17 protein-coding genes and 1 pseudogene are annotated in these 23771 nt (G+C 55.8%); 11 read left to right on the top strand and 7 right to left on the bottom strand.

Annotated features, from left to right (window positions below):
• Window positions 1-46: 46 nt before the first annotated feature.
• Window positions 47-1309 (top strand): SLC13 family permease, encoded by a 1263-nt coding sequence (locus tag EAE_RS11115; protein ID WP_015368318.1) that lies wholly within the window; start codon window positions 47-49, stop codon window positions 1307-1309.
• A 55-nt stretch (window positions 1310-1364) separates the two neighbouring features.
• Window positions 1365-3650: a hydratase gene (locus tag EAE_RS11120; RefSeq protein ID WP_015704357.1), complete on the top strand. Its 2286-nt coding sequence runs from the start codon at window positions 1365-1367 to the stop codon at window positions 3648-3650.
• Window positions 3651-3719: 69 nt separating this feature from the next.
• On the opposite strand, the gene EAE_RS11125 is transcribed toward EAE_RS11120, so the two are convergent.
• Entirely contained in the window at window positions 3720-4652 is a 933-nt protein-coding gene (locus EAE_RS11125) for a LysR family transcriptional regulator (RefSeq protein ID WP_015704358.1), read from the bottom strand.
• A gap of 92 nt (window positions 4653-4744) precedes the next feature.
• Between EAE_RS11125 and EAE_RS11130 the strand changes: the two genes are divergently transcribed.
• A complete protein-coding gene (locus EAE_RS11130) occupies window positions 4745-5374 on the top strand; it encodes an alanyl-tRNA editing protein (RefSeq protein WP_015368315.1) in 630 nt (209 codons plus the stop codon).
• Between the two features lie 5 nt (window positions 5375-5379).
• Here the strand turns inward: EAE_RS11130 and citB are convergent, their stop codons facing one another.
• The 6 genes and pseudogenes from citB to citS form a co-directional block, all read right to left on the bottom strand.
• Window positions 5380-6084: a citrate response regulator transcription factor CitB gene (gene citB, locus EAE_RS11135; RefSeq protein ID WP_015368314.1), complete on the bottom strand. Its 705-nt coding sequence runs from the start codon at window positions 6082-6084 to the stop codon at window positions 5380-5382.
• The gene (citA, locus tag EAE_RS11140; protein WP_015704359.1) at window positions 6077-7705 is read right to left on the bottom strand and encodes a citrate sensor histidine kinase CitA; all 1629 of its coding nucleotides are present in this window, start codon (window positions 7703-7705) and stop codon (window positions 6077-6079) included. Before citA ends, citB begins: the two co-directional genes overlap by 8 nt.
• Before the next feature lie 341 nt (window positions 7706-8046).
• Window positions 8047-9348 carry an oxaloacetate decarboxylase subunit beta gene (locus tag EAE_RS11145; protein ID WP_015704360.1) on the bottom strand — a complete coding sequence of 434 codons (1302 nt, stop codon included), beginning with the start codon at window positions 9346-9348 and terminating at the stop codon, window positions 8047-8049.
• Window positions 9349-9363: 15 nt separating this feature from the next.
• Window positions 9364-11132, bottom strand: a pseudogene (gene oadA / locus EAE_RS11150) (sodium-extruding oxaloacetate decarboxylase subunit alpha).
• A gap of 15 nt (window positions 11133-11147) precedes the next feature.
• Window positions 11148-11396 (bottom strand): oxaloacetate decarboxylase subunit gamma, encoded by a 249-nt coding sequence (locus tag EAE_RS11155; RefSeq protein WP_015703617.1) that lies wholly within the window; start codon window positions 11394-11396, stop codon window positions 11148-11150.
• 157 nt (window positions 11397-11553) lie between these two features.
• Window positions 11554-12894 carry a citrate/sodium symporter CitS gene (gene citS / locus EAE_RS11160; protein WP_015704361.1) on the bottom strand — a complete coding sequence of 447 codons (1341 nt, stop codon included), beginning with the start codon at window positions 12892-12894 and terminating at the stop codon, window positions 11554-11556.
• A 255-nt stretch (window positions 12895-13149) separates the two neighbouring features.
• Between citS and citC the strand changes: the two genes are divergently transcribed.
• From citC to carB, 8 genes are all read left to right on the top strand, one after another.
• Window positions 13150-14178 carry a [citrate (pro-3S)-lyase] ligase gene (citC, locus tag EAE_RS11165; protein ID WP_015704362.1) on the top strand — a complete coding sequence of 343 codons (1029 nt, stop codon included), beginning with the start codon at window positions 13150-13152 and terminating at the stop codon, window positions 14176-14178.
• Window positions 14179-14208: 30 nt separating this feature from the next.
• Window positions 14209-14502, top strand: a complete 294-nt coding sequence (gene citD / locus EAE_RS11170; RefSeq protein WP_012542888.1) for a citrate lyase acyl carrier protein — start codon at window positions 14209-14211, stop codon at window positions 14500-14502.
• Window positions 14499-15368 carry a citrate (pro-3S)-lyase subunit beta gene (gene citE, locus EAE_RS11175; protein WP_015704363.1) on the top strand — a complete coding sequence of 290 codons (870 nt, stop codon included), beginning with the start codon at window positions 14499-14501 and terminating at the stop codon, window positions 15366-15368. The genes citD and citE overlap by 4 nt, the downstream gene beginning before the upstream one ends.
• Window positions 15369-15378: 10 nt before the next feature.
• On the top strand, window positions 15379-16905 hold the full coding sequence (citF, locus tag EAE_RS11180; protein WP_015368306.1) for a citrate lyase subunit alpha: 1527 nt from the start codon (window positions 15379-15381) through the stop codon (window positions 16903-16905).
• A gap of 19 nt (window positions 16906-16924) precedes the next feature.
• Window positions 16925-17833 (top strand): triphosphoribosyl-dephospho-CoA synthase CitG, encoded by a 909-nt coding sequence (gene citG, locus EAE_RS11185; RefSeq protein ID WP_015704364.1) that lies wholly within the window; start codon window positions 16925-16927, stop codon window positions 17831-17833.
• A 227-nt stretch (window positions 17834-18060) separates the two neighbouring features.
• On the top strand, window positions 18061-18882 hold the full coding sequence (gene dapB, locus EAE_RS11190) for a 4-hydroxy-tetrahydrodipicolinate reductase (protein WP_015704365.1): 822 nt from the start codon (window positions 18061-18063) through the stop codon (window positions 18880-18882).
• A gap of 455 nt (window positions 18883-19337) precedes the next feature.
• Complete coding sequence (carA, locus tag EAE_RS11195) at window positions 19338-20486, top strand: glutamine-hydrolyzing carbamoyl-phosphate synthase small subunit (RefSeq protein ID WP_015704367.1); 1149 nt, start codon at window positions 19338-19340, stop codon at window positions 20484-20486.
• A 17-nt stretch (window positions 20487-20503) separates the two neighbouring features.
• Entirely contained in the window at window positions 20504-23728 is a 3225-nt protein-coding gene (gene carB, locus EAE_RS11200) for a carbamoyl-phosphate synthase large subunit (protein WP_015368300.1), read from the top strand.
• The last annotated feature ends 43 nt before the right edge of the window (window positions 23729-23771 follow it).

Below are 23771 nucleotides of genomic sequence, written 5' to 3' on the forward strand. Positions count from 1 at the left end.
AGACTAATTATTAAATTCACACGCTGAAAAGAGGTGTTATATCTTTATGTCACCAGTAGCAATTACATTGTCACTGTTGTTATTTTCAATTGTGATGTTTGTTTGGGAAAAAATCCCTCTGGCCGCTACGGCTATGATCGTCTGTATTACTTTAGTCGTAACAGGCGTTTTTGATGTAAAAACGGCTTTTGCGGGTTTTATTAATCAGAACGTTATTTTATTTGTGGCAATGTTCGTGGTTGGCGGCGCCTTATTTGAGACAGGGGTGACGGATAAAATTGGCGGAATCGTTACCCGTTACGCTCGCTCAGAGAAGCAGCTCATCGTTATTATTATGTTGGTTTGCGGAATACTCTCTGGTTTTCTGTCTAATACGGGAACAGCTGCGGTACTGATTCCGGTGGTCATTGGTGCCGCGGTTAAGTCCGGCTATGCGCAATCCCGTTTGTTGATGCCATTGGCGTTTGCTTCAGCGTTGGGCGGAAACTTATCGCTTATTGGCTCGCCGGGTAATCTGATCGCCCAGTCAGCTCTGGAGCAAGTCGGGCAGCGCTTCGGTTTTTTCGAGTATGCCAAACTGGGTATCCCCATGCTGCTTTGCGGGATCATCTACTTTTTGACCATCGGTTATAAACTGTTGCCAGCGCAATCTGTGAGTACTGCGGGGAAATCAGAAAAGAGCAGGAAAGTTGACTGTCCAAAATATAAGCAAGTAATTGCTGTTTTAGTGTTGGTATTTACCGTACTGGGGATGATTTTTGAGAACGTCATTGGTTTGCCGATTGCGATTATCGGTTCAATTGGCGCTTTATTCTTGGTTATTACACGCGTGATTACTGAAAAACAAGCGTACCAGTCAATTGACTCGCAGACGATTTTCCTTTTTGGCGGCACATTAGCTTTAGCGAAAGCACTCGAAACCACTGGCGCTGGTGCAATCATGGCCCGCTCAATTATCGATCTGCTTGGTCAACAGGCTTCACCGTTCTTATTGTTAAGTGCCGTTTTGATTATTTCCTGCGTATTAACCAATTTTATGTCGAATACCGCAACGGCGGCCTTGCTTATTCCCATTGGCCTGTCTATTGCAAATTCAATGGGCGCTGATCCGCGAGCGGTGTTGATGGCTATTGTCATTGGCTGTTCATGTGCCTATGCGACGCCGGTTGGCACGCCGGCGAATATGATGATTTTTTCCGCCGGGGGATATCGGTTTATGGATTATGTCAGAGTCGGATTACCTCTGATTGTCATCTCGGTAATTGTCAGTTTTATTTTGCTGCCGATATTCTTTCCTTTTTATTCGTAGAGTCACGAATAAAAGAACACCGTTATTATTTAATCTATCTTAAAGGATGCTAGTCATGATCAAATTACACGATCGTGGGGTATATTTATCCCATCAGTACGGGATCATTCCGGAAGAGGAGTGCGCAAATCCTGTCGCTAAAGAAATTGCGCGGAAGGGAACCATCGCCTGGTCAATACTGTCAGCACATAATATTTCTGGCGATGAACAGAAATTAAAAATAAAGTTTGATTCCATGGCTTCCCATGATATCACCTTCGTGGGCATCATCCAGACGGCCAAGGCCTCTGGAATGACGCGCTTCCCCTTGCCGTATGTTTTAACCAATTGCCACAATTCACTTTGTGCAGTGGGCGGTACCATTAACAGCGACGATCATATTTTTGGTCTTACATCAGCACAGAAATATGGCGGCATTTATGTACCGCCGCATATTTCCGTTATTCACCAATACATGCGCGAGATGATGGCCGGCGGTGGCCAAATGATACTGGGCTCGGATAGCCATACGCGTTATGGCGCGCTGGGGACGATGGCCGTCGGTGAAGGCGGCGGTGAGCTAGTTAAACAACTACTGGGAAACACCTGGGATATTGATTATCCCGAGGTCGTCGCGGTGTATTTAACCGGCAAACCTGCCGCTGGCGTTGGCCCTCAGGATATAGCGCTGGCAGTAATTGGCGCGGTATTCAAAAACGGTTATGTGAAGAACAAAGTGATGGAGTTCGTCGGCCCCGGCGTGGCCAGTATGTCGACCGACTATAGAAACAGTATTGACGTCATGACTACTGAGACCACCTGCTTATCCTCCATCTGGCAGACTGATGAAGAGACGAAAAACTTTTTGCGGCTTCATGGTAGAGAGAAAGACTATCGGGCGCTGTCAGCCAAAGAGATGGCTTACTACGATGGCTGCATTGAGATCGATTTAAGCACTATCAAGCCGATGATCGCGCTACCGTTTCATCCTGCCAATGTCTATGAAATTGATACGCTTAATCAGAATTTGCCGGATATTTTACGCGAAGTTGAAATTGAATCTGAGAAAATCTCGCTGGGGCGCGCGAAGCTATCTCTGTTGGACAAAATAGAGAATGGCAAATTACGCGTTCAGCAGGGGATTATTGCTGGTTGCGCGGGAGGAAACTATGTCAACGTGGCGCAGGCGGCTAATGCCCTGAGGCATCATTCCTGTGGCGACAATATTTTCTCGCTTTCTGTATATCCTTCCTCTCAGCCGGTGCTGATGGCGTTAACGAAAAGGGGGATGATCAATGATTTAATGAGCGCGGGCGCCATTATTCGTACCGCATTCTGCGGCCCTTGCTTTGGCGCCGGCGATACCCCGATGCATAACGGCTTGAGCATCCGTCATACGACGCGTAACTTTCCGAACCGTGAAGGTTCCAAGCCTGGAAATGGGCAAATGTCAGCGGTGGCGCTGATGGATGCGCGTTCAATTGCCGCGACGGCCGCTAACGGGGGATTGTTAACCTCGGCGGCGGAGCTTGATTGTTGGCACGAAGCTCAGGAATATGAATTTGATGTTTCCCCCTATAAAAGCCGGGTTTATCAAGGATTCGTTAAAGGTGTTACGCAGCAACCGCTGATCTATGGCCCAAATATCAAAGACTGGCCGAAAATGAATGCGTTAACGGATAATATTCTGTTAGCCGTTACTTCAAAAATAATGGATCCGGTGACCACTACCGACGAACTGATACCATCAGGTGAAACATCATCGTTTCGTTCAAACCCATTAGGCCTGGCGGAATTTACCCTTTCCCGACGCGATCCGCAGTATGTGGAGCGGGCTAAAAAAATTGCCGCCATCGAGCAACAACGCGTCAAAGGTGAAGATCTTTGCCGTTTAAATCCACAGCTGGAAAATATATTTTCCCAGATACGGCAACTGCCGGGCCAGGAAAATATTACCGCGGCACAGACGGAGATCGGTAGCATGATCTATGCGGTGAAACCCGGTGATGGCTCGGCGCGAGAGCAGGCTGCCAGCTGCCAGCGAGTACTTGGCGGGTTGGCAAATATTTGTCAGGAGTACGCGACCAAGCGCTATCGTTCCAATGTGATTAACTGGGGAATGCTGCCGCTGCAGATGAAAGAGGCGCCTGATTTCGAGGTCGGCGATTTTATCTATATCCCGGCAATAAAAAGCGCGCTGAAGGGCGAGTTAAGTGATATCACCGCTTTTGTCGTTAGCGACCATCGCCCGGTGCAGCAGATAACGCTGTATATGGAGAAATTAACTTCATCAGAACAAGATATTATCAAAGCAGGTGGCCTTATTAATTATAATAAAAATCAATTAATAAACGGCCATTAATTGATTCCAATCCCTGCTGGCAGCTATTTTGCTGTCAGCAGATGAGCTTCTGGAAAATATGAACACGTTTTAGTTGGCGGCTGACAATGTGTTGCCTGCGTTCAGCGCCGGCACCTTCTCGCTAAGAAAATCAATCATTGCCCGCATCCTGGCGGGCATATGCTTATGGCCTGCCCATAACAACCACAGATTGCCGGAATAGCTGCTGATAAATTCCCATTCCGGCAGCACTTGCACAATTTCACCCTTTGCCAGCGCTTCGCGAGCGGTAAACAGCGGCAGACTGCCGATACCCAGATGTTGCTTAACGGCATCGAGACGCACGGCGGTGTGGTTAGCGGCGTAGCGCCCATGCGTCTGCACCGTTTCGCTTTTGCCTTCGCGACGAAATTTCCACCGCGCGTCGGCGGGCGTTTCGCCAAGGCTGATGCAGCTATGCGCGCGCAGATCCTGCGGGGTATGCGGCGTACCGTGGCGCTGTAAATACTCCTTAGTGGCGCAGATGAGATGCGCGATCGGCATCAGTGGTTTGCCATGCAGGCCAGGGGAGGGGCTATGGGTGATGCGTAGAGCCAGATCAATGCCGTCATCGATAAAATCAAGGTCGCGGTCTTCCAACCGTAAGCAGACGTCTACCTGCGGATATTGGTTGAAAAAGCTCATCATTAGCGGATGGATGACAAAGCGTCCGACGGCCTTCGGCACGCTCAGGGTCAGTTTGCCCTGAGCCACCGTTTGGGTACTCCCGGCGGAGTCCATGGCCTGTCGCGCTGCTTCCAGCATTTCAAGCGCAGGTTCATACACCGCTTTCCCGGCATCGCTCAGCCGTAGTTTGCGGGTGGTTCGGTGCAGCAGCTTGCAGCTCATCTCCTGCTCCAGCCGCGAGACGCTGCGGCTCACGGCGGAGGGGGTAAGGCCGTTCTGGCGGGCGACGGCGGAAAAGCTGCCTTGCTCGACAATTTGTACAAAGAGGGCGAGGTCAGGTAGAAGGTTCAAATTCATTTGTGCCCTTGGAGCAAAAGTGCATTGGTTGTAGAGGATATTATCGCTGTCAATATTATCAATATACTGTGCTGACAGAGAGGAGAACAACCATGACTGAACGTGTTTATTACGCCAGCGACGCCACCGAAGGGCGCGCACAGATTATCGGCTGTCGCGCCGAAGCCGATGGCCGTTACGCTATTGAACTTGATCGTACGCTGTTTCATCCACAGGGCGGCGGCCAGCCGTCGGATAGCGGCTGGATCGACGAGCAGGTCGTAATGACGGTCGCTACGCGCGGCGATAGCGTACTGCATATCGTTGAGCAGCCGCTGCCGCTGGGCGAGGTGAAGATACGAATTGATGCCTCTGCGCGGCAGCTACATGCCCGTCTGCACTCAGCCGGTCATTTGCTGGGACTGGCAGGTGAGCAGTTAGGCTGGCGACCGGTGAAGGCGCATCACTGGCCTGGAGAGGGGCGGATTACGTTTGCTGCCGGCGCTGGCGCCGTATTACCGGAAGCCAGCGCATTGCTGACACAGGTGAGCGCGTGGCAGCAGCAGGATTTACCGCGCCGCATCATCTTCGCTAATGGCTTGCGCGCCGTGGGATTTGGCGATTTGCCGGCTTATCCCTGCGGCGGTACCCATGTTGCCAGTCTGGCGGCGCTGGGGAATATTGTTATCAGCCAGCTGAAAATGAAAAAAGGGCAGATGATCGTCAGCTATAACCTCGAGTAAGTGTTTCAGGCATGCTCCGGGTAGGGATGCTTGCCGCGATAAATACGCTCCGGCCTGCCGACTTTGCCATAACTGATTTCCGCTTCCAGAAAATCGTTTTTGACGCCTTGTTCCAGATAGCGGCGGGCGGTGGTTTTACTGCTGCCGAGGATGCGAGCCAGAGAGTCAGCGGTATGCACCACTTTCGGGTCAGAGAACAGCTGCAGCACACGATGAAAGGTACTTTCATCGATCCCGCGTAGCGGCGCTTCAGCGGGCTCTGTTTGCTCGCGGGCCTGAATATTAAACAGGGCGTCGACGTGGGTCTGGCTGGCCTGTTCGCTTGATCGCAGTGAACTGCGGTAGCGGGCGAAGCGCTCCAGGGTGTGTTGTAGACGTTGATAGTGCACCGGCTTAATCAGGTAATCAAATACCCCCAGACGCAGGGCTTCGCTGATGGTATCCATATGATTATCAGCGGTAATAAAAATGATTCGCCCTTTGTAGTTGGTGCTGACGGCGTGGCGAATCAGATCCAATCCCTTGCCATCAGGGAGAAAGTTATCTAACAGGATCAGCTGCGGCTGGTAGAGACGCAGCATTTTTTTTGCGCTTTCCAGTTTATCCGCAATGCCGATAACGTTGAACTGGGGGAACTGTTTGATGGTATCCACCAGGATTTCCGCCAGCATAGGTTCGTCTTCAACGATAAGAGTAGTGATGCTATCCATGATGTTCATCTCGGGTCAGGGGGATATAAAGAGTAAAGATGGTGCCAAAAGGAATATTATTTTCGACGACGATACTGCCGCCTGCTTGATCTACGTAACTGCGTACCAGCCAGAGCCCAATACCGTGATCGCCGCTGGCGCTGCTGGTGACGCCGCGTTCGAAGATCCGATCGCGTAGCGCCTCGTCAATGCCGCAACCCTGATCGGCGATCTCGACAATCAGTTCATGACCATCGCTGTTAATCAAACATTCGATCTGTTTCGATCCCAGCGGCTGGCGCAAAGTGGCATTGTAGGCGTTGTCGAGAAGATTCCCCACGATCGAGATCCATTCGCTGTGCGAAAGCGCGCCGGGAAGTTTATCGACGAAACAGGATGGGTCGAACACCAGTTCAAGGCCGAGCTCTTTGGCCCGGTAATATTTACCGATCAGTAACCCGGCAAGGTGATTATCCTGGAAATTACGCGCAATAAAATCGAGCACCTTCTGGTGGCTTTCTGACTGTTGCTGAATCAGATCCAATGCGTGATCGTAGCGTTTGAGAAACAGCAGTCCGGCGATAGTCGAGATCAAATTACGGTGTTCATGCTGTACGGCGCGCAGGTTATCGGCGTACTGCTGCACCTGGCTGAGCTGCAGGCTGAGGGTATTGATATCATCTTTGCTACGAAAACTAATTACCCATCCCTGGGGCGCATTATTTAAGATCACCGCCATACGGCTGGCGATCACTTTGATCTGATTAAAAGTGACGATCGCGTCTTTCTTATTCTCGTGAGGCGCATCGTAGAAGAAGGCCTCTTGCGAAATAACGCTGCTGATCCCTTTGCCGATTAGCGTAGGCTCTGGCTGGCTCAGATTAAGCAGACGGCGGGCGGTCTGATTTATCGCGGTTATTTTATAGTTTGAGTCTATGGCGATAAGCCCTTCAAACACCGATTCAAAGAGCACGCTTTGCTGGATGAGCAGTTGCGATAGCTGCTGGGGCTCCATATTGAGCATCTGCTTTTTGATATGCAACGAGAAGCGGCGGGCGCAATACAGCAGTAATAGCAGGATAATCGCCATCGGGATCAGTAGCGAACTTATCTGCAGGCTGAGCCAGTTCTCTAACTGTTCGATGGTATAGCCGACCGACACGATGCCGATGACTTTCCCGTTGGCGTCCTGAATCGGCGATTTACCCCGTAACGATGATCCTAATGAACCTTTGCGCACAGAGACGTAGCTTTTGGCGTTATACAGCGCCTCATCGCTATCGCCCCCCTCCATCGATTTGCCGATTTCATCAGGGTTAACGTGGTACAGACGTCGGCCTTGCGCATCGCCAACGGTAATGTAGGTGGCGTCAGAGAATGAACGCATGGGGTCGATAAGTTCTTTGATTCTCGCGAGATCGCGTTTCTGGACCGCTTCCACCAGCTCCGGCATCGCCGAAATTTGCATCGCCTGAATCAGCGCCCGTTGCCCGACCTGGTAATGAAGACGTTCCTCGGTAATGTCTGTCAGATACCAGGACATGGCCAACATGACGACGGTCGAGGTAAATAAGATCAGCAGGAAGATGCGGTTTTGAAAGGATCGCCTTGCAAACCAGTGGGTGATTTTGCGGGTAGACATAGGGCCGATAGACATTAAATAGTTAGTTTCCTCGTTTGGCGGCCTGCGTGCTACCAGATGGCACACAGATCCAATAATTTCAGAAAAGCACCCGTTCAAAACCATTGAATCGGGCGCTGGTGTGGTCGCCCGGATAAGGCGCCTGCCGCTATCCGGGAACCTCTCCCCGGTGGCGCTGCGCTTACCGGGGCTACAAACCGGAGCGGACTGGTAGCCCGGATAAGGCGCAAGCCGCCATCCGGGAACCTCTCCCCGGTGGCGCTGCGCTTACCGGGGCTACAAACCGGAGCGGACCGGTAGCCCGGATAAGGCGCAAGCCGCCATCCGGGAAGGATGCCGGCTTACATCGCCAGCACGTACTTGAGCATCACCCCGGCGGCGATCGCCGAGCCGATCACTCCGGCCACGTTCGGGCCCATCGCGTGCATCAGCAGGAAGTTCTGCCCGTCCGCTTCCAGACCCACCTTGTTGGACACCCTCGCCGCCATCGGCACCGCCGACACCCCTGCCGAGCCAATCAGCGGGTTGATCTTGTGTTTACTGAACATGTTCATCAGCTTCGCCATGATCACCCCGGCGGCGGTGCCCACGCAGAAGGCGATCACCCCCAGCAGCAGGATCCCCAGCGTCTGCGGCTGCAGGAACTTGTCCGCCACCAGTTTGGCCCCCACCGACAGCCCGAGGAAGATGGTGACGATGTTAATCAGCGCGTTCTGCACCGTATCGCTCAGCCGATCCACCACGCCGCTTTCGCGCATCAGGTTGCCGAAGCAGAACATCCCCAGCAGCGGCGCGGCGTCCGGCAGCAACAGCGCCACCAGCAGCAACAGCACCGCCGGGAAGAGGATCTTCTCGCGTTTGCTCACCGTACGCAGCTGCACCATGCGGATCTTCCGCTCTTTGTCGCTGGTCAGCGCCTTCATGATCGGCGGCTGGATCAGCGGCACCAGCGCCATGTAGGAGTAGGCGGCCACCGCGATGGCCCCCAGCAGCTCCGGCGCCAGCTTGCTCGACAGGTAGATGGCCGTCGGGCCGTCGGCGCCGCCGATGATGCCGATGGCCGCCGCCTGCGGCAGGGTGAAGTGGATGAAGCCGAAGTAGTTCAGCGTCAGCGCCCCGAGCACGGTGGCGAAGATCCCGAACTGCGCCGCCGCCCCCAGCAGCAGGGTGCGCGGGTTGGCCAGCAGCGGGCCGAAATCGGTCATCGCCCCGACGCCCATAAAGATCACCAGCGGCGCGATACCCGAGCCAATCGCCACCTTATAGAAGATGGCCAGCACTCCGGAGGAGTAGCCCATATCCACCGCCAGCGTCTCCATCTGCCCCTGTACCGACGGCAGGGCCAGCGCCAGCGCTTCCTTGATGGCGTGGACGTCCGGCGCGCAGTTGAGCTTCGCGGCAATCACCGCCAGCTGGACCGGGTCGTGATGGGCCAGCAGGTTTTCCAGCGCGCTCAGCGCCAGCCCGGCCTCCGGGATATTGGAGAGCAGGCCGCCGAAGCCAATCGGCAGCAGCAGTAACGGCTCGAACTTTTTCGCAATCGCCAGCCACAGCAGCAGCAGGCTGACCAGCAGCATCGCCGCCTGGCCGGCCTGCAGATGCATCAGCCCCATGCCCTGAATCAGGGCGTACAGACTTTCCATTTGCGCTCCTCGTCCTTACGCCAGCTGCAGCAGGGTGTCGCCGACCGCCACCGCATCGCCGGATTTCACCGCGATACCGCGTACGGTACCGGCCTGCGCGGCGCGGATTTCGGTTTCCATCTTCATGGCTTCCAGAATCAGCAGCACCTCGCCTTCCGCCACCGCCTGGCCTTCGCTGGCCAGCACCTTCCAGATGGTGCCCGCCAGCGGCGCGGTCACCGGGGTGCCGGCGCCGGCCGGGGCGGCAGCCTGAACCGGTGCGGAAGACGGGGTGGCCGTCGTCAGCTGGCTGACGTCGCCGCCGTCGCTGACCTTGACCACGAAGGCTTTGCCTTCCACTTCGACGGTGTAGATACCGGAGGCGGCGGCTTTTGCCGGCGCGGCAGATTTTGCTTCTTCCACCTGCGGCACCGGCTCAAAGGCCGCCGGGTTGTGGCGGTTTTCGAGGAACTTCAGGCCGATTTGCGGGAACAGCGCCACGGTGAGCACGTCGTCGATGGCGTTTTCGGCAAGCGTGATGTCCTTCTCCTGCGCCTGGCGTTTGACGTCGGCTTCAAGCTCCGCCAGCTCCGGCTTGAGTAAATCCGCCGGGCGGCAGGTGACGGCGTCGGCGCCGTCGAGCACCCGCGCCTGCAGGGCGGCGTTAACCGGGGCCGGAGTGTGGCCGTATTCGCCTTTCAGAATACCGGCGGTCTCCTTCGCAATGGTTTTGTAGCGTTCGCCGCCCAGCACGTTGAGCACCGCCTGGGTGCCGACAATCTGCGAGGTCGGGGTCACCAGCGGGATGAAGCCGAGGTCCTCGCGCACGCGGGGGATTTCCGCCAGTACCTCATCCAGACGGTGGGCGGCGCTCTGCTGCTTCAGCTGGCCTTCAAGGTTGGTGAGCATCCCGCCCGGCACCTGGGCGACCAGGATGCGGCTGTCGGTGCCTTTCAGCTGGCCTTCGAAGGCGTGGTATTTTTTGCGCACCTCGCGGAAGTAGGCGGCGATGCTCTCCAGCTTGTGGATATCGAGGCCGGTGTCGTACGGCGTGCCGGGCGAGGGTGGCCACCAGCGCTTCGGTGGCCGGGTGGCCATAGGTGGCGCTCATCGAGGAGATGGCGGTATCGACGCCGTCGACGCCGGCTTCAATGGCCTTCAGCAGCGCCATCTCCGCCCATGCCGGTGGTGGCGTGGCAGTGCAGGTGCAGGGTGACGTCATAGCGTTTTTTGATTTCGCTGACCAGCTCAAAGGCGGCATGCGGGGTGAGGATGCCGGACATGTCCTTGATGGCGATGGAGTCGACGCCGGTCTCCAGCAGCTGTTCGGTGAGGTCGAGCCAGGTCTGCAGGGTGTGCGCCGGGCTGGTGGTGTAGCTGAGGGTGCCCTGGGCGTGGGCGCCGTGGCGGCGGACCGCCTGCAGGGCGGCCTGCATGTTGCGCGGGTCGTTCATGGCATCAAAGACGCGGAACACGTCCATGCCGTTTTTGACGGCGCGCTCGACAAAGCGCTCCACCACGTCATCGGCGTAGTGGCGGTAGCCGAGCAGGTTCTGGCCGCGCAGCAGCATCTGCAGCGGGGTTTTCGGCATCGCCTTTTTCAGCTCGCGCAGGCGGACCCACGGGTCCTCGCCGAGGAAGCGGATGCAGGCGTCAAAGGTGGCGCCGCCCCAGCATTCGAGGGAGCGGTAGCCGACGTCGTCGAGCGCAGCCGCAACGGGCAGCATATCGTCGAGACGCAGACGGGTGGCGAACAGGGACTGGTGGGCGTCGCGCAGGACGACATCGGTAATGGCAACGGTCATGAATTCCTCCGTGAATTAAGAATTAAGGCGGCGATGGTGGTGAATGGCGGCGACAATCGCCGGCTTTAAACGGGCGAAGTCGTCGGCGGGCGCGACGGCCGCAGGCGCCGGTTTGGGCGCGGCAGGCGGCTCAGGGAACAGACGGGTAACGGCGAGAGACATTCCCCGGATGGCGAAAATGAGCAGCAGCAGAAACGCCAGCACGAAGCCCATGCCGAGGAACATCAGGGTGAAGCCTTCGCCTAACAGAACGGCATCAGTCATAAAAAATCTCGAATAAGGGCACGATGGCGCGTTGGTTGGCGAGCTTGTCGACGCTTCCGGCTAAGGAGCAGGGTGGATTTCCCGCAGCCGCCCCCGGCGCTGGTCCCTGACTGGGTCAACTTCTTCGGCCGCTCAACGGCGCCATCGTGCGTGTGGGTTAAATCATCATGCCGAACACGATGCTGGCGATGACCAGCACAATACCGCCGCCCAAACGGGAGGAGATTTGCGCATAAGAGATAAGGCTCATACGGTTACAGGCGGACAGAACTTCCAGGTCCCCGGATCCGCCGCGGTTAGCCATACACAGGCCAGCGGTGATCGCTGATTCAATTGGGAAGAAGCCCATAATCCAGCCGCCAATCGCCGCGCCGAGCACTGCGCCGATAACGATAATGGCGGCGATAACGACGTTAGCGAAGGTGATGGCATTGATGATTTCCTGCAGGTCGGTGTAGCAGACGCCGACGCCGACCATCAGTACCCACAGCAGCTGTTTAGAGAAGAAATCAGACAGACGCTTGGCGCCGGCTTTGATTTCCGGTGAACACAGGCCGGAGGCGTTCAGCGCTGCAACGATCAGCACCATCCACGCGAAGTAGTGAATCGAAACGCCGCCAATGCTTGGCAGGATTTTCTTCGCGACGACATACGCCAGCAGGAAACAGGTCGTGGCAAGCACCAGACCGACGGCGGTTTCACGATGCGTGATTTGTCCCGCTTTCTCGTCATCTTCGACTTTGAACGAGGCTTTACGCACCAGTTCGCCTTCGCCGCTCATCCAGGTGTGTTTTTTGCCGATGATATCGAGGACGGCGGCAAAGACGATGGCGAAGATGTTAGCGATGGTCAGAATAGCGATAGCGGTTGAGTAGTACTCTTCGCGAGAACGACCGGTGACGGAGTGATAGATCTCCGACAGCGGAACCGCGCCCGCGCCGTTGCCGCCGCCCATGATCGGCAGGACGTACAGCATCATGATGCGATCCACCGGAATGCCGAACACCAGGCCGATAGCGATGCCGAAAATAGACGCGCCGACAATGCCCATCAGGATGGTTGGAATATAGCCGAGCAGTGATTTCAGCAGCAGGCGGCGGTTCACCGACAGAATTGCTCCGGTAATTAATACCGCGATGAATAAGTTAAGGAAGTTACTCTTATCCATAACGTTGCTGATAGCATCGATTTCTTTCTGCGTAAAAATACCGGCGTAAACAAAATAAGCGGCTACCAGGAAAATCATTACTGGAGCACCACCTATATATTTGTTGAATATTGGCAGGCGTTTGCCAATTTCACCGAATATAGCGCCGATGATAAACATGATGGCAAAACCGCCGACGATGTCGGTGGGTAAAGCGTTATAAAAATGTGAAAGTAATAGCGAAATTAACGCAAACGCGTAAAGGGGAAGCGGCATACCGAAGATTTTAAATCCCAGCAGGTCGCTAACGCCTTTCTTCTCCGTCGCCGGAGCCTGACTCATGTTAGTCATAAACGTTTTCCTGTTTATTGATGGAGTAATAATACCGGCGCATAGTAATAAATAGCTTTAGTGGTAAGGTGTGATTACCTTCACTGAATACTCGTGTTTTTTATTAATTTAATTGGTTTAATGATGCTGAATTAATTAACAACATAAAAACCATAAAGCCAATTAAGCCACGAGGAAAACTGTGACTTAAATACAAGTATCAACAGTCGAACGCTGGCGAAATACAGTTCGTTTTGGAATAACGAAGCGCTAAAAATGACTCTGATATTAAAACGCGTTCAGCTATTAAAAGATAAACCGCGCAGAGATGTGATCGATCGGTTTCTTCGCCAGCATCAACTGTCGTTAGAAACCGATTGTGAAATGGCGATCGTCGCCGAGTATCAACAGCGGCTGGTCGGCTGCGGTGCTATCGCCGGCAATGTGCTGAAATGTATTGCCATCGATCCCTCGCTGCAGGGGGAAGGGCTGAGCCTTAAATTACTGACCGAGCTCCTGACGCTGGCCTATGAACTGGGGCGCAGCGAACTGTTTTTGTTCACTAAACCTTGCAATGCCGCGTTATTTTCCGGCGCCGGCTTCTGGCCGATAGCCCAGGCGGGCGACCGCGCCGTGCTAATGGAAAATAGCCGCGAACGACTGACTCGTTACTGCCGACAGCTGGCGATGTACTGTCAGCCGGGAAGAAAAATCGGCGCTATCGTGATGAACGCCAACCCCTTCACCCTTGGCCACCGCTGGTTGGTGGAACAGGCGGCCAGCCAGTGCGACTGGCTACATCTGTTTGTGGTCAAAGAAGATGCGTCCTGCTTTTCCTATCACGATCGCTTCAAACTCATTGAACAGGGGATTGCCGGCATCGATAAGGTGACGCTGCATCCTGGTTCGGCGTATCTGATCTCGCGGGCGACGTTCCCCGGCTATTTCCTGAAAGAGCAGGGGGTGGTTGATGACTGCCACAGCCAGATTGACCTACAGCTCTTCCGCGAGCGTCTGGCCCCGGCGCTACAGATTACCCATCGCTTTGTTGGCACCGAGCCGCTGTGTCCCCTGACCCGTAATTACAACCAGCGCATGAAGTCCCTGCTGGAAGCGCCAGGCGACGCGCCGCCCATTGAAGTGGTTGAGCTGGCGCGAATCGAAAAAAATGGCGGACCCGTGTCGGCCTCCCGAGTGCGCGAACTCTATCGACAGCGCAACTGGCAGGCGGTCGCGGCGCTGGTACCGCCGGGGACCCTCTCTTTTCTGATGCAACTGGCGGAAAGCGAACATCAAACCGCCTGATTTTTATGCCCTAACTAAGGATTTTCCCCTATGGAAATGAAGATTGACGCCCTGGCCGGCACGCTGGAATCCAGCGATGTGATGGTCAGGATTGGACCGGCGGCGCAGCCGGGCATTCAGCTGGAAATCGACAGCATTGTGAAACAGCAGTTTGGCGCCGCAATTGAGCAGGTAGTCAGAGAAACGCTGGCGCAGCTTGGCGTGAAGCAGGCCAACGTGGTGGTCGATGATAAAGGCGCGCTGGAGTGCGTACTGCGGGCCCGCGTACAGGCCGCGGCGCTGCGCGCGGCGCAACAGTCCCAATTACAATGGAGCCAGCTATGAAACCACGTCGCAGTATGCTGTTCATCCCTGGCGCTAATGCCGCCATGTTAAGCACTTCATTCGTTTACGGCGCCGATGCGGTGATGTTCGACCTTGAAGATGCCGTTTCGCTACGCGAAAAAGATACCGCCCGCCTGCTGGTGCATCAGGCGCTGCAGCATCCGCTGTATCAGGATATCGAAACCGTGGTGCGCATTAACCCGCTGAATACGCCGTTCGGTCTCGCCGACCTTGAAGCGGTAGTCCGCGCGGGCGTGGATATGGTGCGTCTGCCGAAAACCGACAGCAAAGAAGATATCCATGAGCTGGAAGCGCATGTTGAGCGGATTGAACGCGAGTGCGGCCGGGAAGTGGGCAGCACCAAGTTAATGGCGGCGATCGAGTCGGCGCTGGGCGTGGTGAACGCGGTGGAGATCGCCCGCGCCAGCCCGCGTCTGGCGGCGATCGCGCTGGCGGCCTTCGATTACGTCATGGATATGGGCACCTCCCGCGGCGACGGTACTGAACTGTTCTACGCCCGCTGCGCTGTACTGCATGCCGCGCGCGTTGCCGGCATCGCCGCCTATGACGTGGTGTGGTCGGATATCAATAACGAAGAGGGCTTCCTGGCGGAAGCGAATCTGGCCAAAAACCTCGGTTTTAACGGCAAATCGTTGGTTAACCCACGACAAATTGAACTCCTGCATCAGGTCTATGCCCCGACGCGCAAAGAGGTCGATTACGCGCTGGAAGTGATTGCCGCGGCGGAAGAAGCCGAAACGCGAGGTCTTGGCGTGGTATCGCTGAACGGCAAGATGATCGATGGACCGATTATCGACCATGCTCGCAAAGTGGTGGCGCTCTCGGCTTCCGGTATTCGTGATTAAGGGGAATAAGATGAAAGAGACAGTAACAATGCTTAATCAGCAGTACGTGATGCCGGAAGGGTTAGCGCCTTATGCGGGCGTGACGGCGAAAAGCCCGTGGTTGGCGAGCGAAAGCGAAAAACGTCAGCGTAAAATCTGCGATTCGCTGGAAACGGCGATTCGTCGTTCCGGTTTGCAAAACGGCATGACCATTTCGTTCCACCACGCGTTTCGCGGCGGTGACAAAGTCGTCAATATGGTAGTGGCGAAGCTGGCGGAAATGGGTTTTCGCGATCTGACGCTGGCATCCAGTTCGCTGATCGACGCCCACTGGCCGCTGATCGAGCATATTAAAAATGGCGTGATCCGCCAGATCTACACCTCCGGCCTGCGCGGCAAGTTGGGCGAGGAGATCTCCGCCGGTTTGATGGAAAACCCGGTACAGATCCACTCCCACGGCGGTCGCGTACAGCTGATTCAAAACGGCGAGCTGTCGATTGATGTCGCGTTTCTCGGCGTTCCTTGCTGCGATGAGTTTGGCAACGCCAACGGCTTTAGCGGTAAATCACGCTGCGGTTCGCTGGGCTACGCGCGCGTTGATGCGGAACATGCCAAATGCGTAGTGCTGCTGACCGAAGAGTGGGTGGATTATCCTAACTATCCGGCCAGTATCGCCCAGGATCAGGTCGATCTGATAGTCCAGGTGGACGAAGTCGGCGATCCGGAAAAAATCACCGCTGGCGCGATCCGTCTGACCAGCAACCCGCGTGAGCTGCTGATCGCCCGCCAGGCGGCGAAAGTTGTTGAGCATTCCGGGTACTTTAAAGATGGTTTTTCGCTGCAGACCGGTACCGGCGGCGCCTCGCTGGCGGTGAGCCGCTTCCTCGAAGATAAAATGCGCCGTAACGGTATTACCGCCAGCTTCGGCCTTGGCGGCATCACCGGGACGATGGTTGACCTGCACGAAAAAGGGTTGATTAAAACGCTGCTCGATACCCAATCGTTCGATGGCGACGCGGCGCGTTCATTGGCGCAGAACCCAAACCACGTTGAGATCTCCACCAACCAGTATGCCAGCCCGGGCTCTAAAGGCGCCTCCTGCGAGCGCTTAAACGTGGTGATGCTCAGCGCGCTGGAAATCGATACCGACTTTAACGTTAACGTGATGACCGGCTCTAACGGCGTGCTGCGCGGCGCGTCCGGCGGCCATAGCGATACCGCCGCCGGTGCGGATTTGACCATCATTACCGCGCCATTAGTTCGCGGCCGTATTCCCTGCGTCGTGGAAAAAGTGCTGACCCGCGTCACGCCGGGAGCCAGCGTAGATGTGCTGGTCACCGACCATGGCATAGCGGTAAACCCGGCGCGCCAGGATCTGATCGACAATTTGCGCAACGCGGGCATTCCGCTGATGACTATTGAGGAACTGCAGCAGCGTGCGGAACTGCTAACCGGCAAGCCGCAGCCGATCGAGTTTACCGATCGGGTGGTGGCGGTGGTGCGCTATCGCGATGGCTCCGTGCTTGATGTTATTCGTCAGGTGAAAAACAGCGACTAAATGCAGAGGGGGAAGGGCAATGAGCGAAGTGTTAATCAATCCGCAGCGTTCGCTGCGCGTGAAACCGCTGAACGCTGAAGAGGTGGTCAGCGCGGTAGAGCGAGCGCTGTTGACCGAAGTTCGCCTGACCCCAAAGCCCGGGTTGGTGGATATTCGTAACGCTGGCGCCCATCACGATATGGACCTGGCCTCGTTTGAGGCCAGTACCGCGGTGGTGGCGCCGTGGATGGAGAAATTTTTCATCATGGGCCACGATACCGCGGCGATCGTGCCGGAACAGGTGTTAATGATGCTGCGTCCGGTGGGAATGGCCTGCGAGAACGATATGCTGGAGGCCACCGGCGGAGTGAATACCCATCGCGGGGCGATCTTCGCTTTCGGTTTGCTGAGCGCGGCGGCGGGAAGGCTGGTATCGAAAGGCGAGCCGATTGAACAGCATCGGCTGTGCGATCAGGTGGCGCGATTCTGTCGCGGCATGGTTATGCAAGAACTCTCCGCTTCCAGCGGCGAACCGTTAAGCAAAGGCGAAGCCCATTTTCTACGTTATGGTCTCTCCGGCGCCCGCGGCGAGGCTGAGAGCGGCTTTCGTACCGTGCGAACCCAGGCGCTACCGGTGTTCAACCGCATGATGGAAGAGACTGGCGATAGCAACCTGGCGTTGCTGCAAACCTTGCTGCATCTGATGGCGTGGAATGATGACACCAATCTGGTCTCACGCGGCGGGCTTGCCGGCCTGAACTTTGTGCAGCAGGAGGCGCAGCGGCTGTTGTGGCAGGGCGGCGTCATGGCTGACGGCGGGCTGGAGGCGTTGCGTCAATTCGATGACGAACTGATTGCCCGCCACCTCAGCCCCGGCGGCAGCGCCGATTTGTTGGCGGTAACCTGGTTTTTGTCCGCTTTTCCCGCCGGTGAGCTTTTCCCTCTTTGATTTAGTACAACAACGCCTTAGCCCGCACCGCGCGGGCGGGGCGCTACCGTACCCCCACCCGAATTCCACTACTTAAACGCCGAATCGCGGCACAATCATATAGTTTTTACTGATATCGACCGCCGTTTGTCATAAATTTCTAATTATCGGCGTTTTTGAGTAGCGGCTATGCAACGGGCTGGTTACTCTGAAAACAATTCACGTGAAGTTAACAAAAGAGAATAGCTATGCAAGATGCACAAATCCGCGTGGCCATCGCCGGCGCGGGAGGCCGGATGGGACGCCAGTTAATTCAGGCTGCGCTGCAGATGGAAGGCGTGGCGCTTGGCGCGGCGCTGGAGCGCGAAGGTTCAAGCCTGGTGGGCAGCGATGCGGGCGAGCTGGCAGGCGCAGGCAAATCAGGCGTTACGGTACAAAGTAGCCTGGCGGCGGTAAACGATGATTTCGATGTATTGATCGATTTTACTCGCCCGGAAGGCACGCTCAACCATTTGGCTTTCTGCCGTCAGCACGGCAAAGGGATGGTGATCGGCACCACCGGTTTTGATGATGCCGGAAAGCAGGCGATTAGCGATGCCGCGCAGGACATTGCCATCGTCTTTGCCGCTAACTTTAGCGTTGGCGTCAACGTGCTGTTAAAGCTGCTGGAGAAGGCGGCGAAGGTGATGGGCGATTATACCGATATCGAAATTATCGAAGCGCACCACAGGCATAAAGTGGATGCGCCATCAGGTACCGCGCTGGCGATGGGCGAGGCGATCGCCGGGGCATTGAACAAAGATCTGAAGGACTGCGCCGTCTACAGTCGTGAAGGTCATACCGGCGAACGCGTTCCGGGTACCATTGGCTTTGCTACCGTTCGCGCGGGCGACATCGTCGGCGAACATACGGCGATGTTCGCCGATATCGGGGAACGTATCGAAATTACCCATAAGGCTTCCAGTCGGATGACTTTTGCCAATGGCGCCGTTCGTTCTGCTTTGTGGTTGAAAGACAAAAAAAGTGGTCTTTTCGACATGAAAGATGTGCTTGATCTGAATGCTTTATAATGATTATTACCCATCGTGATGTGGTTATTGCATTCAATATGTAATTGATTGCAAAGGGCAATACTTTATTGCCCTTTTTTATTTTTCCATCTTGAGTTGTTTTTCTTTGTTAGTGGTTTAAAAATCTGCTTTATCTCATGATTTATGGTTATTGGATTGTAAATTTTGACCATCTGGTCCACTTTTTTCCCCTCCGGTGAGTGATTTTACAGTTTTCCACGCCCGCAAGCGTTTTCTCAACCAGGTTAGTTGATCTTTTTACCGTAAAAATCGCCCGTTACGCGCCAGTGGCGTAAAATAAGGTTAAAAATATCTGCTTTAAGTTGACTTTTACCCGACATCTCTCCAGAATGCCGCCGTTTGCCAAAATTCTGCGGGCAAAAATTTGCATTGATTCAGATCTATGTCTGAATTAATATGCAAATAAAGTGAGTGAATATTCTCTGGAGGGTGTTTTGATTAAGTCAGCGCTTTTGGTTCTGGAAGACGGAACCCAGTTTCACGGTCGGGCCATCGGGGCAACCGGCACGGCGGTTGGGGAAGTCGTTTTCAATACTTCAATGACCGGTTATCAAGAAATCCTCACTGATCCTTCCTATTCCCGCCAAATCGTCACTCTTACTTATCCCCATATTGGAAATGTCGGCACCAACGCCGCCGATGAAGAATCTTCTCAGGTACATGCACAAGGTCTGGTCATTCGCGACCTGCCGCTGATTGCCAGCAACTTCCGCAATACCGAAGACCTTTCTTCTTACCTGAAGCGCCATAACATTGTGGCCATTGCCGATATCGATACCCGTAAGCTGACGCGTTTACTGCGTGAGAAAGGGGCGCAGAATGGCTGCATCATCGCCGGCGATAATCTTGATGCCCAACTGGCGCTGGAAAAAGCCCAGGCATTCCCAGGTCTGAACGGCATGGACCTGGCGAAAGAGGTCACGACCGCAGAAACTTACGCCTGGACCCAGGGGAGCTGGACACTGGCGGGCGACCTGCCGGAAGCGAAGGCGGAAAGCGATCTGCCGTTCCACGTCGTGGCTTATGACTTCGGCGCCAAGCGCAATATCCTGCGGATGCTGGTTGACCGCGGCTGCCGCCTGACTATCGTTCCGGCGCAAACGTCGGCAGAAGACGTGCTTAAGCTGAATCCGGACGGTATTTTCCTGTCTAACGGTCCTGGCGACCCGGCGCCGTGCGATTACGCCATCGCGGCGATTGAAAAATTCCTCACCACCGATATTCCAGTCTTTGGCATCTGTCTCGGCCATCAGCTGCTGGCGCTGGCGAGCGGCGCGAAGACCATTAAGATGAAATTCGGCCACCACGGCGGTAACCACCCGGTTAAAGATATCGATAACAATGTAGTGATGATTACCGCTCAGAACCACGGCTTTGCCGTTGACGAAGCGACGCTGCCTGCCAACCTGCGCGTGACCCACAAGTCACTGTTCGACGGTACCCTGCAGGGGATCCATCGTACCGACAAGCCGGCGTTTAGCTTCCAGGGGCACCCTGAAGCGAGCCCGGGTCCGCACGATGCCGCGCCGCTGTTCGACCACTTTATCGAGTTAATTGAGCAATACCGTCAGTCCGCGAAATAATCAGGAGTAAAAGAGCCATGCCAAAACGTACAGACATAAAAAGTATCCTGATTCTGGGCGCGGGCCCGATTGTTATCGGTCAGGCGTGTGAGTTTGACTACTCTGGCGCCCAGGCCTGTAAAGCCCTGCGCGAAGAGGGTTACCGCGTTATTCTGGTGAACTCTAACCCGGCGACCATCATGACCGACCCGGAAATGGCCGATGCGACCTATATCGAGCCGATTCACTGGGAAGTGGTGCGTAAAATTATCGAAAAAGAGCGTCCGGACGCGGTGCTGCCGACCATGGGCGGCCAGACCGCGCTGAACTGCGCGCTGGAGCTGGAGCGTCAGGGCGTGCTGGCAGAGTTCGGCGTGACCATGATTGGTGCGACCGCCGATGCGATCGATAAAGCGGAAGACCGCCGTCGCTTCGACGTGGCGATGAAGAAAATCGGTCTCGACACCGCGCGTTCCGGCATTGCGCACACCATGGAAGAAGCGCTGGCGGTGGCCGCTGAAGTTGGCTTCCCATGCATCATCCGTCCGTCCTTTACTATGGGCGGCACCGGCGGCGGTATCGCCTATAACCGCGAAGAGTTCGAAGAAATCTGCGAACGCGGCCTGGATCTCTCTCCGACCAACGAACTGCTGATTGATGAATCGCTGATCGGCTGGAAAGAGTACGAGATGGAAGTGGTGCGCGATAAGAACGATAACTGCATCATCGTCTGCTCGATTGAAAACTTCGATGCCATGGGGATTCATACCGGCGACTCCATTACCGTCGCCCCGGCGCAGACCCTGACCGACAAAGAATACCAAATCATGCGTAACGCCTCGATGGCGGTACTGCGTGAAATCGGTGTGGAAACCGGCGGTTCTAACGTACAGTTCTCGGTGAACCCGAAAGATGGTCGCCTTATCGTTATCGAAATGAACCCGCGCGTCTCCCGCTCTTCGGCGCTGGCCTCGAAAGCGACCGGCTTCCCGATTGCCAAAGTGGCGGCGAAGCTGGCGGTAGGTTACACCCTCGATGAGCTGATGAACGACATTACCGGCGGCCGTACTCCGGCTTCCTTCGAACCGTCCATCGACTATGTTGTGACCAAAATTCCACGCTTTAACTTTGAAAAATTTGCTGGCGCTAACGACCGTCTGACCACGCAGATGAAATCCGTCGGCGAAGTGATGGCGATTGGTCGCACGCAGCAGGAATCTCTGCAGAAAGCGCTGCGCGGCCTGGAAGTGGGCGCCACCGGCTTCGACCCGAAAGTCAGCCTCGACGATCCGGAAGCGCTGACCAAAATCCGCCGCGAGCTGAAAGACGCGGGCGCCGAGCGTATCTGGTACATCGCTGATGCCTTCCGTGCGGGCCTCTCCGTCGACGGCGTCTTCAACCTGACCAATATCGACCGCTGGTTCCTGGTACAAATCGAAGAGCTGGTGCGCCTGGAAGAGAAAGTGGCGGCTGTGGGCATCAACGGCCTCGACGCTGACTTCCTGCGCCACCTGAAGCGTAAAGGCTTTGCCGATGCGCGTCTGGCGAAACTGGCGGGCGTGCGCGAAGCGGAAATCCGCAAGCTGCGCGATCACTACAACCTGCACCCGGTTTACAAGCGCGTGGATACCTGTGCGGCGGAATTCGCCACCGATACCGCCTACATGTACTCTACCTATGAAGACGAGTGCGAATCTAATCCGTCCGTTGACCGCGATAAAATCATGGTGCTCGGCGGCGGCCCGAACCGTATCGGCCAGGGTATCGAGTTTGACTACTGCTGCGTACACGCCTCGCTGGCGCTGCGCGAAGACGGTTACGAGACCATCATGGTCAACTGTAACCCGGAAACCGTTTCGACCGACTACGACACCTCCGACCGTCTGTACTTCGAGCCGGTAACGCTGGAGGACGTACTGGAAATCGTGCGCATCGAGAAGCCGAAAGGCGTCATCGTGCAGTACGGCGGCCAGACCCCACTGAAGCTGGCGCGTGAACTGGAAGCCGCAGGCGTGCCGGTTATCGGCACCAGCCCGGACGCCATCGACCGCGCTGAAGACCGCGAGCGCTTTCAGCATGCGGTTGACCGCCTGAAACTGAAGCAGCCGGCGAACGCCACCGTGACCGCGATTGAGCAAGCGGTTGAGAAGGCAAAAGAGATCGGCTATCCGCTGGTGGTTCGCCCATCTTACGTACTTGGCGGCCGCGCGATGGAAATCGTTTATGACGAAGCTGACCTGCGTCGCTACTTCCAGACGGCGGTGAGCGTCTCCAACGATGCGCCGGTACTGCTGGACCGTTTCCTCGACGATGCGGTTGAAGTCGACGTTGACGCTATCTGCGATGGCGAAATGGTGCTGATTGGCGGCATCATGGAGCACATCGAACAAGCGGGCGTGCACTCCGGCGACTCCGCCTGTTCTCTGCCAGCCTACACTCTGAGCAAAGAGATTCAGGATGTGATGCGTGAGCAGGTGCAGAAACTGGCCTTCGAACTGCAGGTTCGCGGCCTGATGAACGTACAGTTCGCGGTGAAAAACAACGAAGTGTACCTGATTGAAGTCAACCCGCGCGCGGCGCGTACCGTACCGTTCGTCTCGAAAGCCACCGGCGTACCGCTGGCGAAAGTGGCGGCACGCGTAATGGCCGGTAAAACGCTGGCGCAGCAGGGGGTCACCAAAGAAATCATCCCGCCGTACTATTCGGTCAAAGAAGTGGTACTGCCGTTCAACAAATTCCCGGGCGTTGACCCGCTGTTAGGGCCGGAAATGCGCTCTACCGGGGAAGTGATGGGCGTGGGCCGCACCTTCGCGGAAGCGTTCGCCAAAGCGCAGCTGGGCAGCAACTCCACGATGAAGAAACAGGGGCGCGCGCTGCTCTCCGTTCGCGAAGGCGACAAAGAGCGTGTTGTCGACCTGGCGGCAAAACTGCTGAAACAGGGCTTCGAGCTGGATGCAACCCACGGTACCGCGATTGTTCTGGGTGAAGCCGGTATCAATCCGCGTCTGGTGAACAAGGTGCATGAAGGTCGTCCGCACATTCAGGACCGTATCAAGAATGGCGAATATACCTACATCATCAACACCACCGCAGGACGTCAGGCGATTGAAGACTCCAAGCTGATTCGCCGCAGCGCGCTGCAATACAAGGTGCATTACGACACCACCCTGAACGGCGGCTTCGCCACCGCGATGGCGCTGAATGCCGATGCGACCGAGAAGGTGATTTCGGTGCAGGAAATGCACGCGCAAATCACTAAATAAGCGTACCGGCCGGGCCGGATAGCGACACACAGGGGCTGACGAT

Source organism: Klebsiella aerogenes KCTC 2190, from assembly GCF_000215745.1.
GTDB lineage: Bacteria > Pseudomonadota > Gammaproteobacteria > Enterobacterales > Enterobacteriaceae > Klebsiella > Klebsiella aerogenes.

Excerpts from the sequence above, each read along its gene's own strand:
- citA (WP_015704359.1), bottom strand. The coding sequence starts at position 7,705 with ATGTCTACCCGCAAAATCACCCACTGGTTTGCAAGGCGATCCTTTCAA.
- citB (WP_015368314.1), bottom strand. The coding sequence starts at position 6,084 with ATGGATAGCATCACTACTCTTATCGTTGAAGACGAACCTATGCTGGCG.
- citG (WP_015704364.1), top strand. The coding sequence starts at position 16,925 with ATGAGCGAAGTGTTAATCAATCCGCAGCGTTCGCTGCGCGTGAAACCG.
- dapB (WP_015704365.1), top strand. The coding sequence starts at position 18,061 with ATGCAAGATGCACAAATCCGCGTGGCCATCGCCGGCGCGGGAGGCCGG.
- EAE_RS11120 (WP_015704357.1), top strand. The coding sequence starts at position 1,365 with ATGATCAAATTACACGATCGTGGGGTATATTTATCCCATCAGTACGGG.
- carB (WP_015368300.1), top strand. The coding sequence starts at position 20,504 with ATGCCAAAACGTACAGACATAAAAAGTATCCTGATTCTGGGCGCGGGC.
- EAE_RS11145 (WP_015704360.1), bottom strand. The coding sequence starts at position 9,348 with ATGGAAAGTCTGTACGCCCTGATTCAGGGCATGGGGCTGATGCATCTG.
- EAE_RS11125 (WP_015704358.1), bottom strand. The coding sequence starts at position 4,652 with ATGAATTTGAACCTTCTACCTGACCTCGCCCTCTTTGTACAAATTGTC.
- citS (WP_015704361.1), bottom strand. The coding sequence starts at position 12,894 with ATGACTAACATGAGTCAGGCTCCGGCGACGGAGAAGAAAGGCGTTAGC.
- citF (WP_015368306.1), top strand. The coding sequence starts at position 15,379 with ATGAAAGAGACAGTAACAATGCTTAATCAGCAGTACGTGATGCCGGAA.
- citE (WP_015704363.1), top strand. The coding sequence starts at position 14,499 with ATGAAACCACGTCGCAGTATGCTGTTCATCCCTGGCGCTAATGCCGCC.
- EAE_RS11130 (WP_015368315.1), top strand. The coding sequence starts at position 4,745 with ATGACTGAACGTGTTTATTACGCCAGCGACGCCACCGAAGGGCGCGCA.
- EAE_RS11115 (WP_015368318.1), top strand. The coding sequence starts at position 47 with ATGTCACCAGTAGCAATTACATTGTCACTGTTGTTATTTTCAATTGTG.
- citC (WP_015704362.1), top strand. The coding sequence starts at position 13,150 with ATGACTCTGATATTAAAACGCGTTCAGCTATTAAAAGATAAACCGCGC.
- citD (WP_012542888.1), top strand. The coding sequence starts at position 14,209 with ATGGAAATGAAGATTGACGCCCTGGCCGGCACGCTGGAATCCAGCGAT.
- EAE_RS11155 (WP_015703617.1), bottom strand. The coding sequence starts at position 11,396 with ATGACTGATGCCGTTCTGTTAGGCGAAGGCTTCACCCTGATGTTCCTC.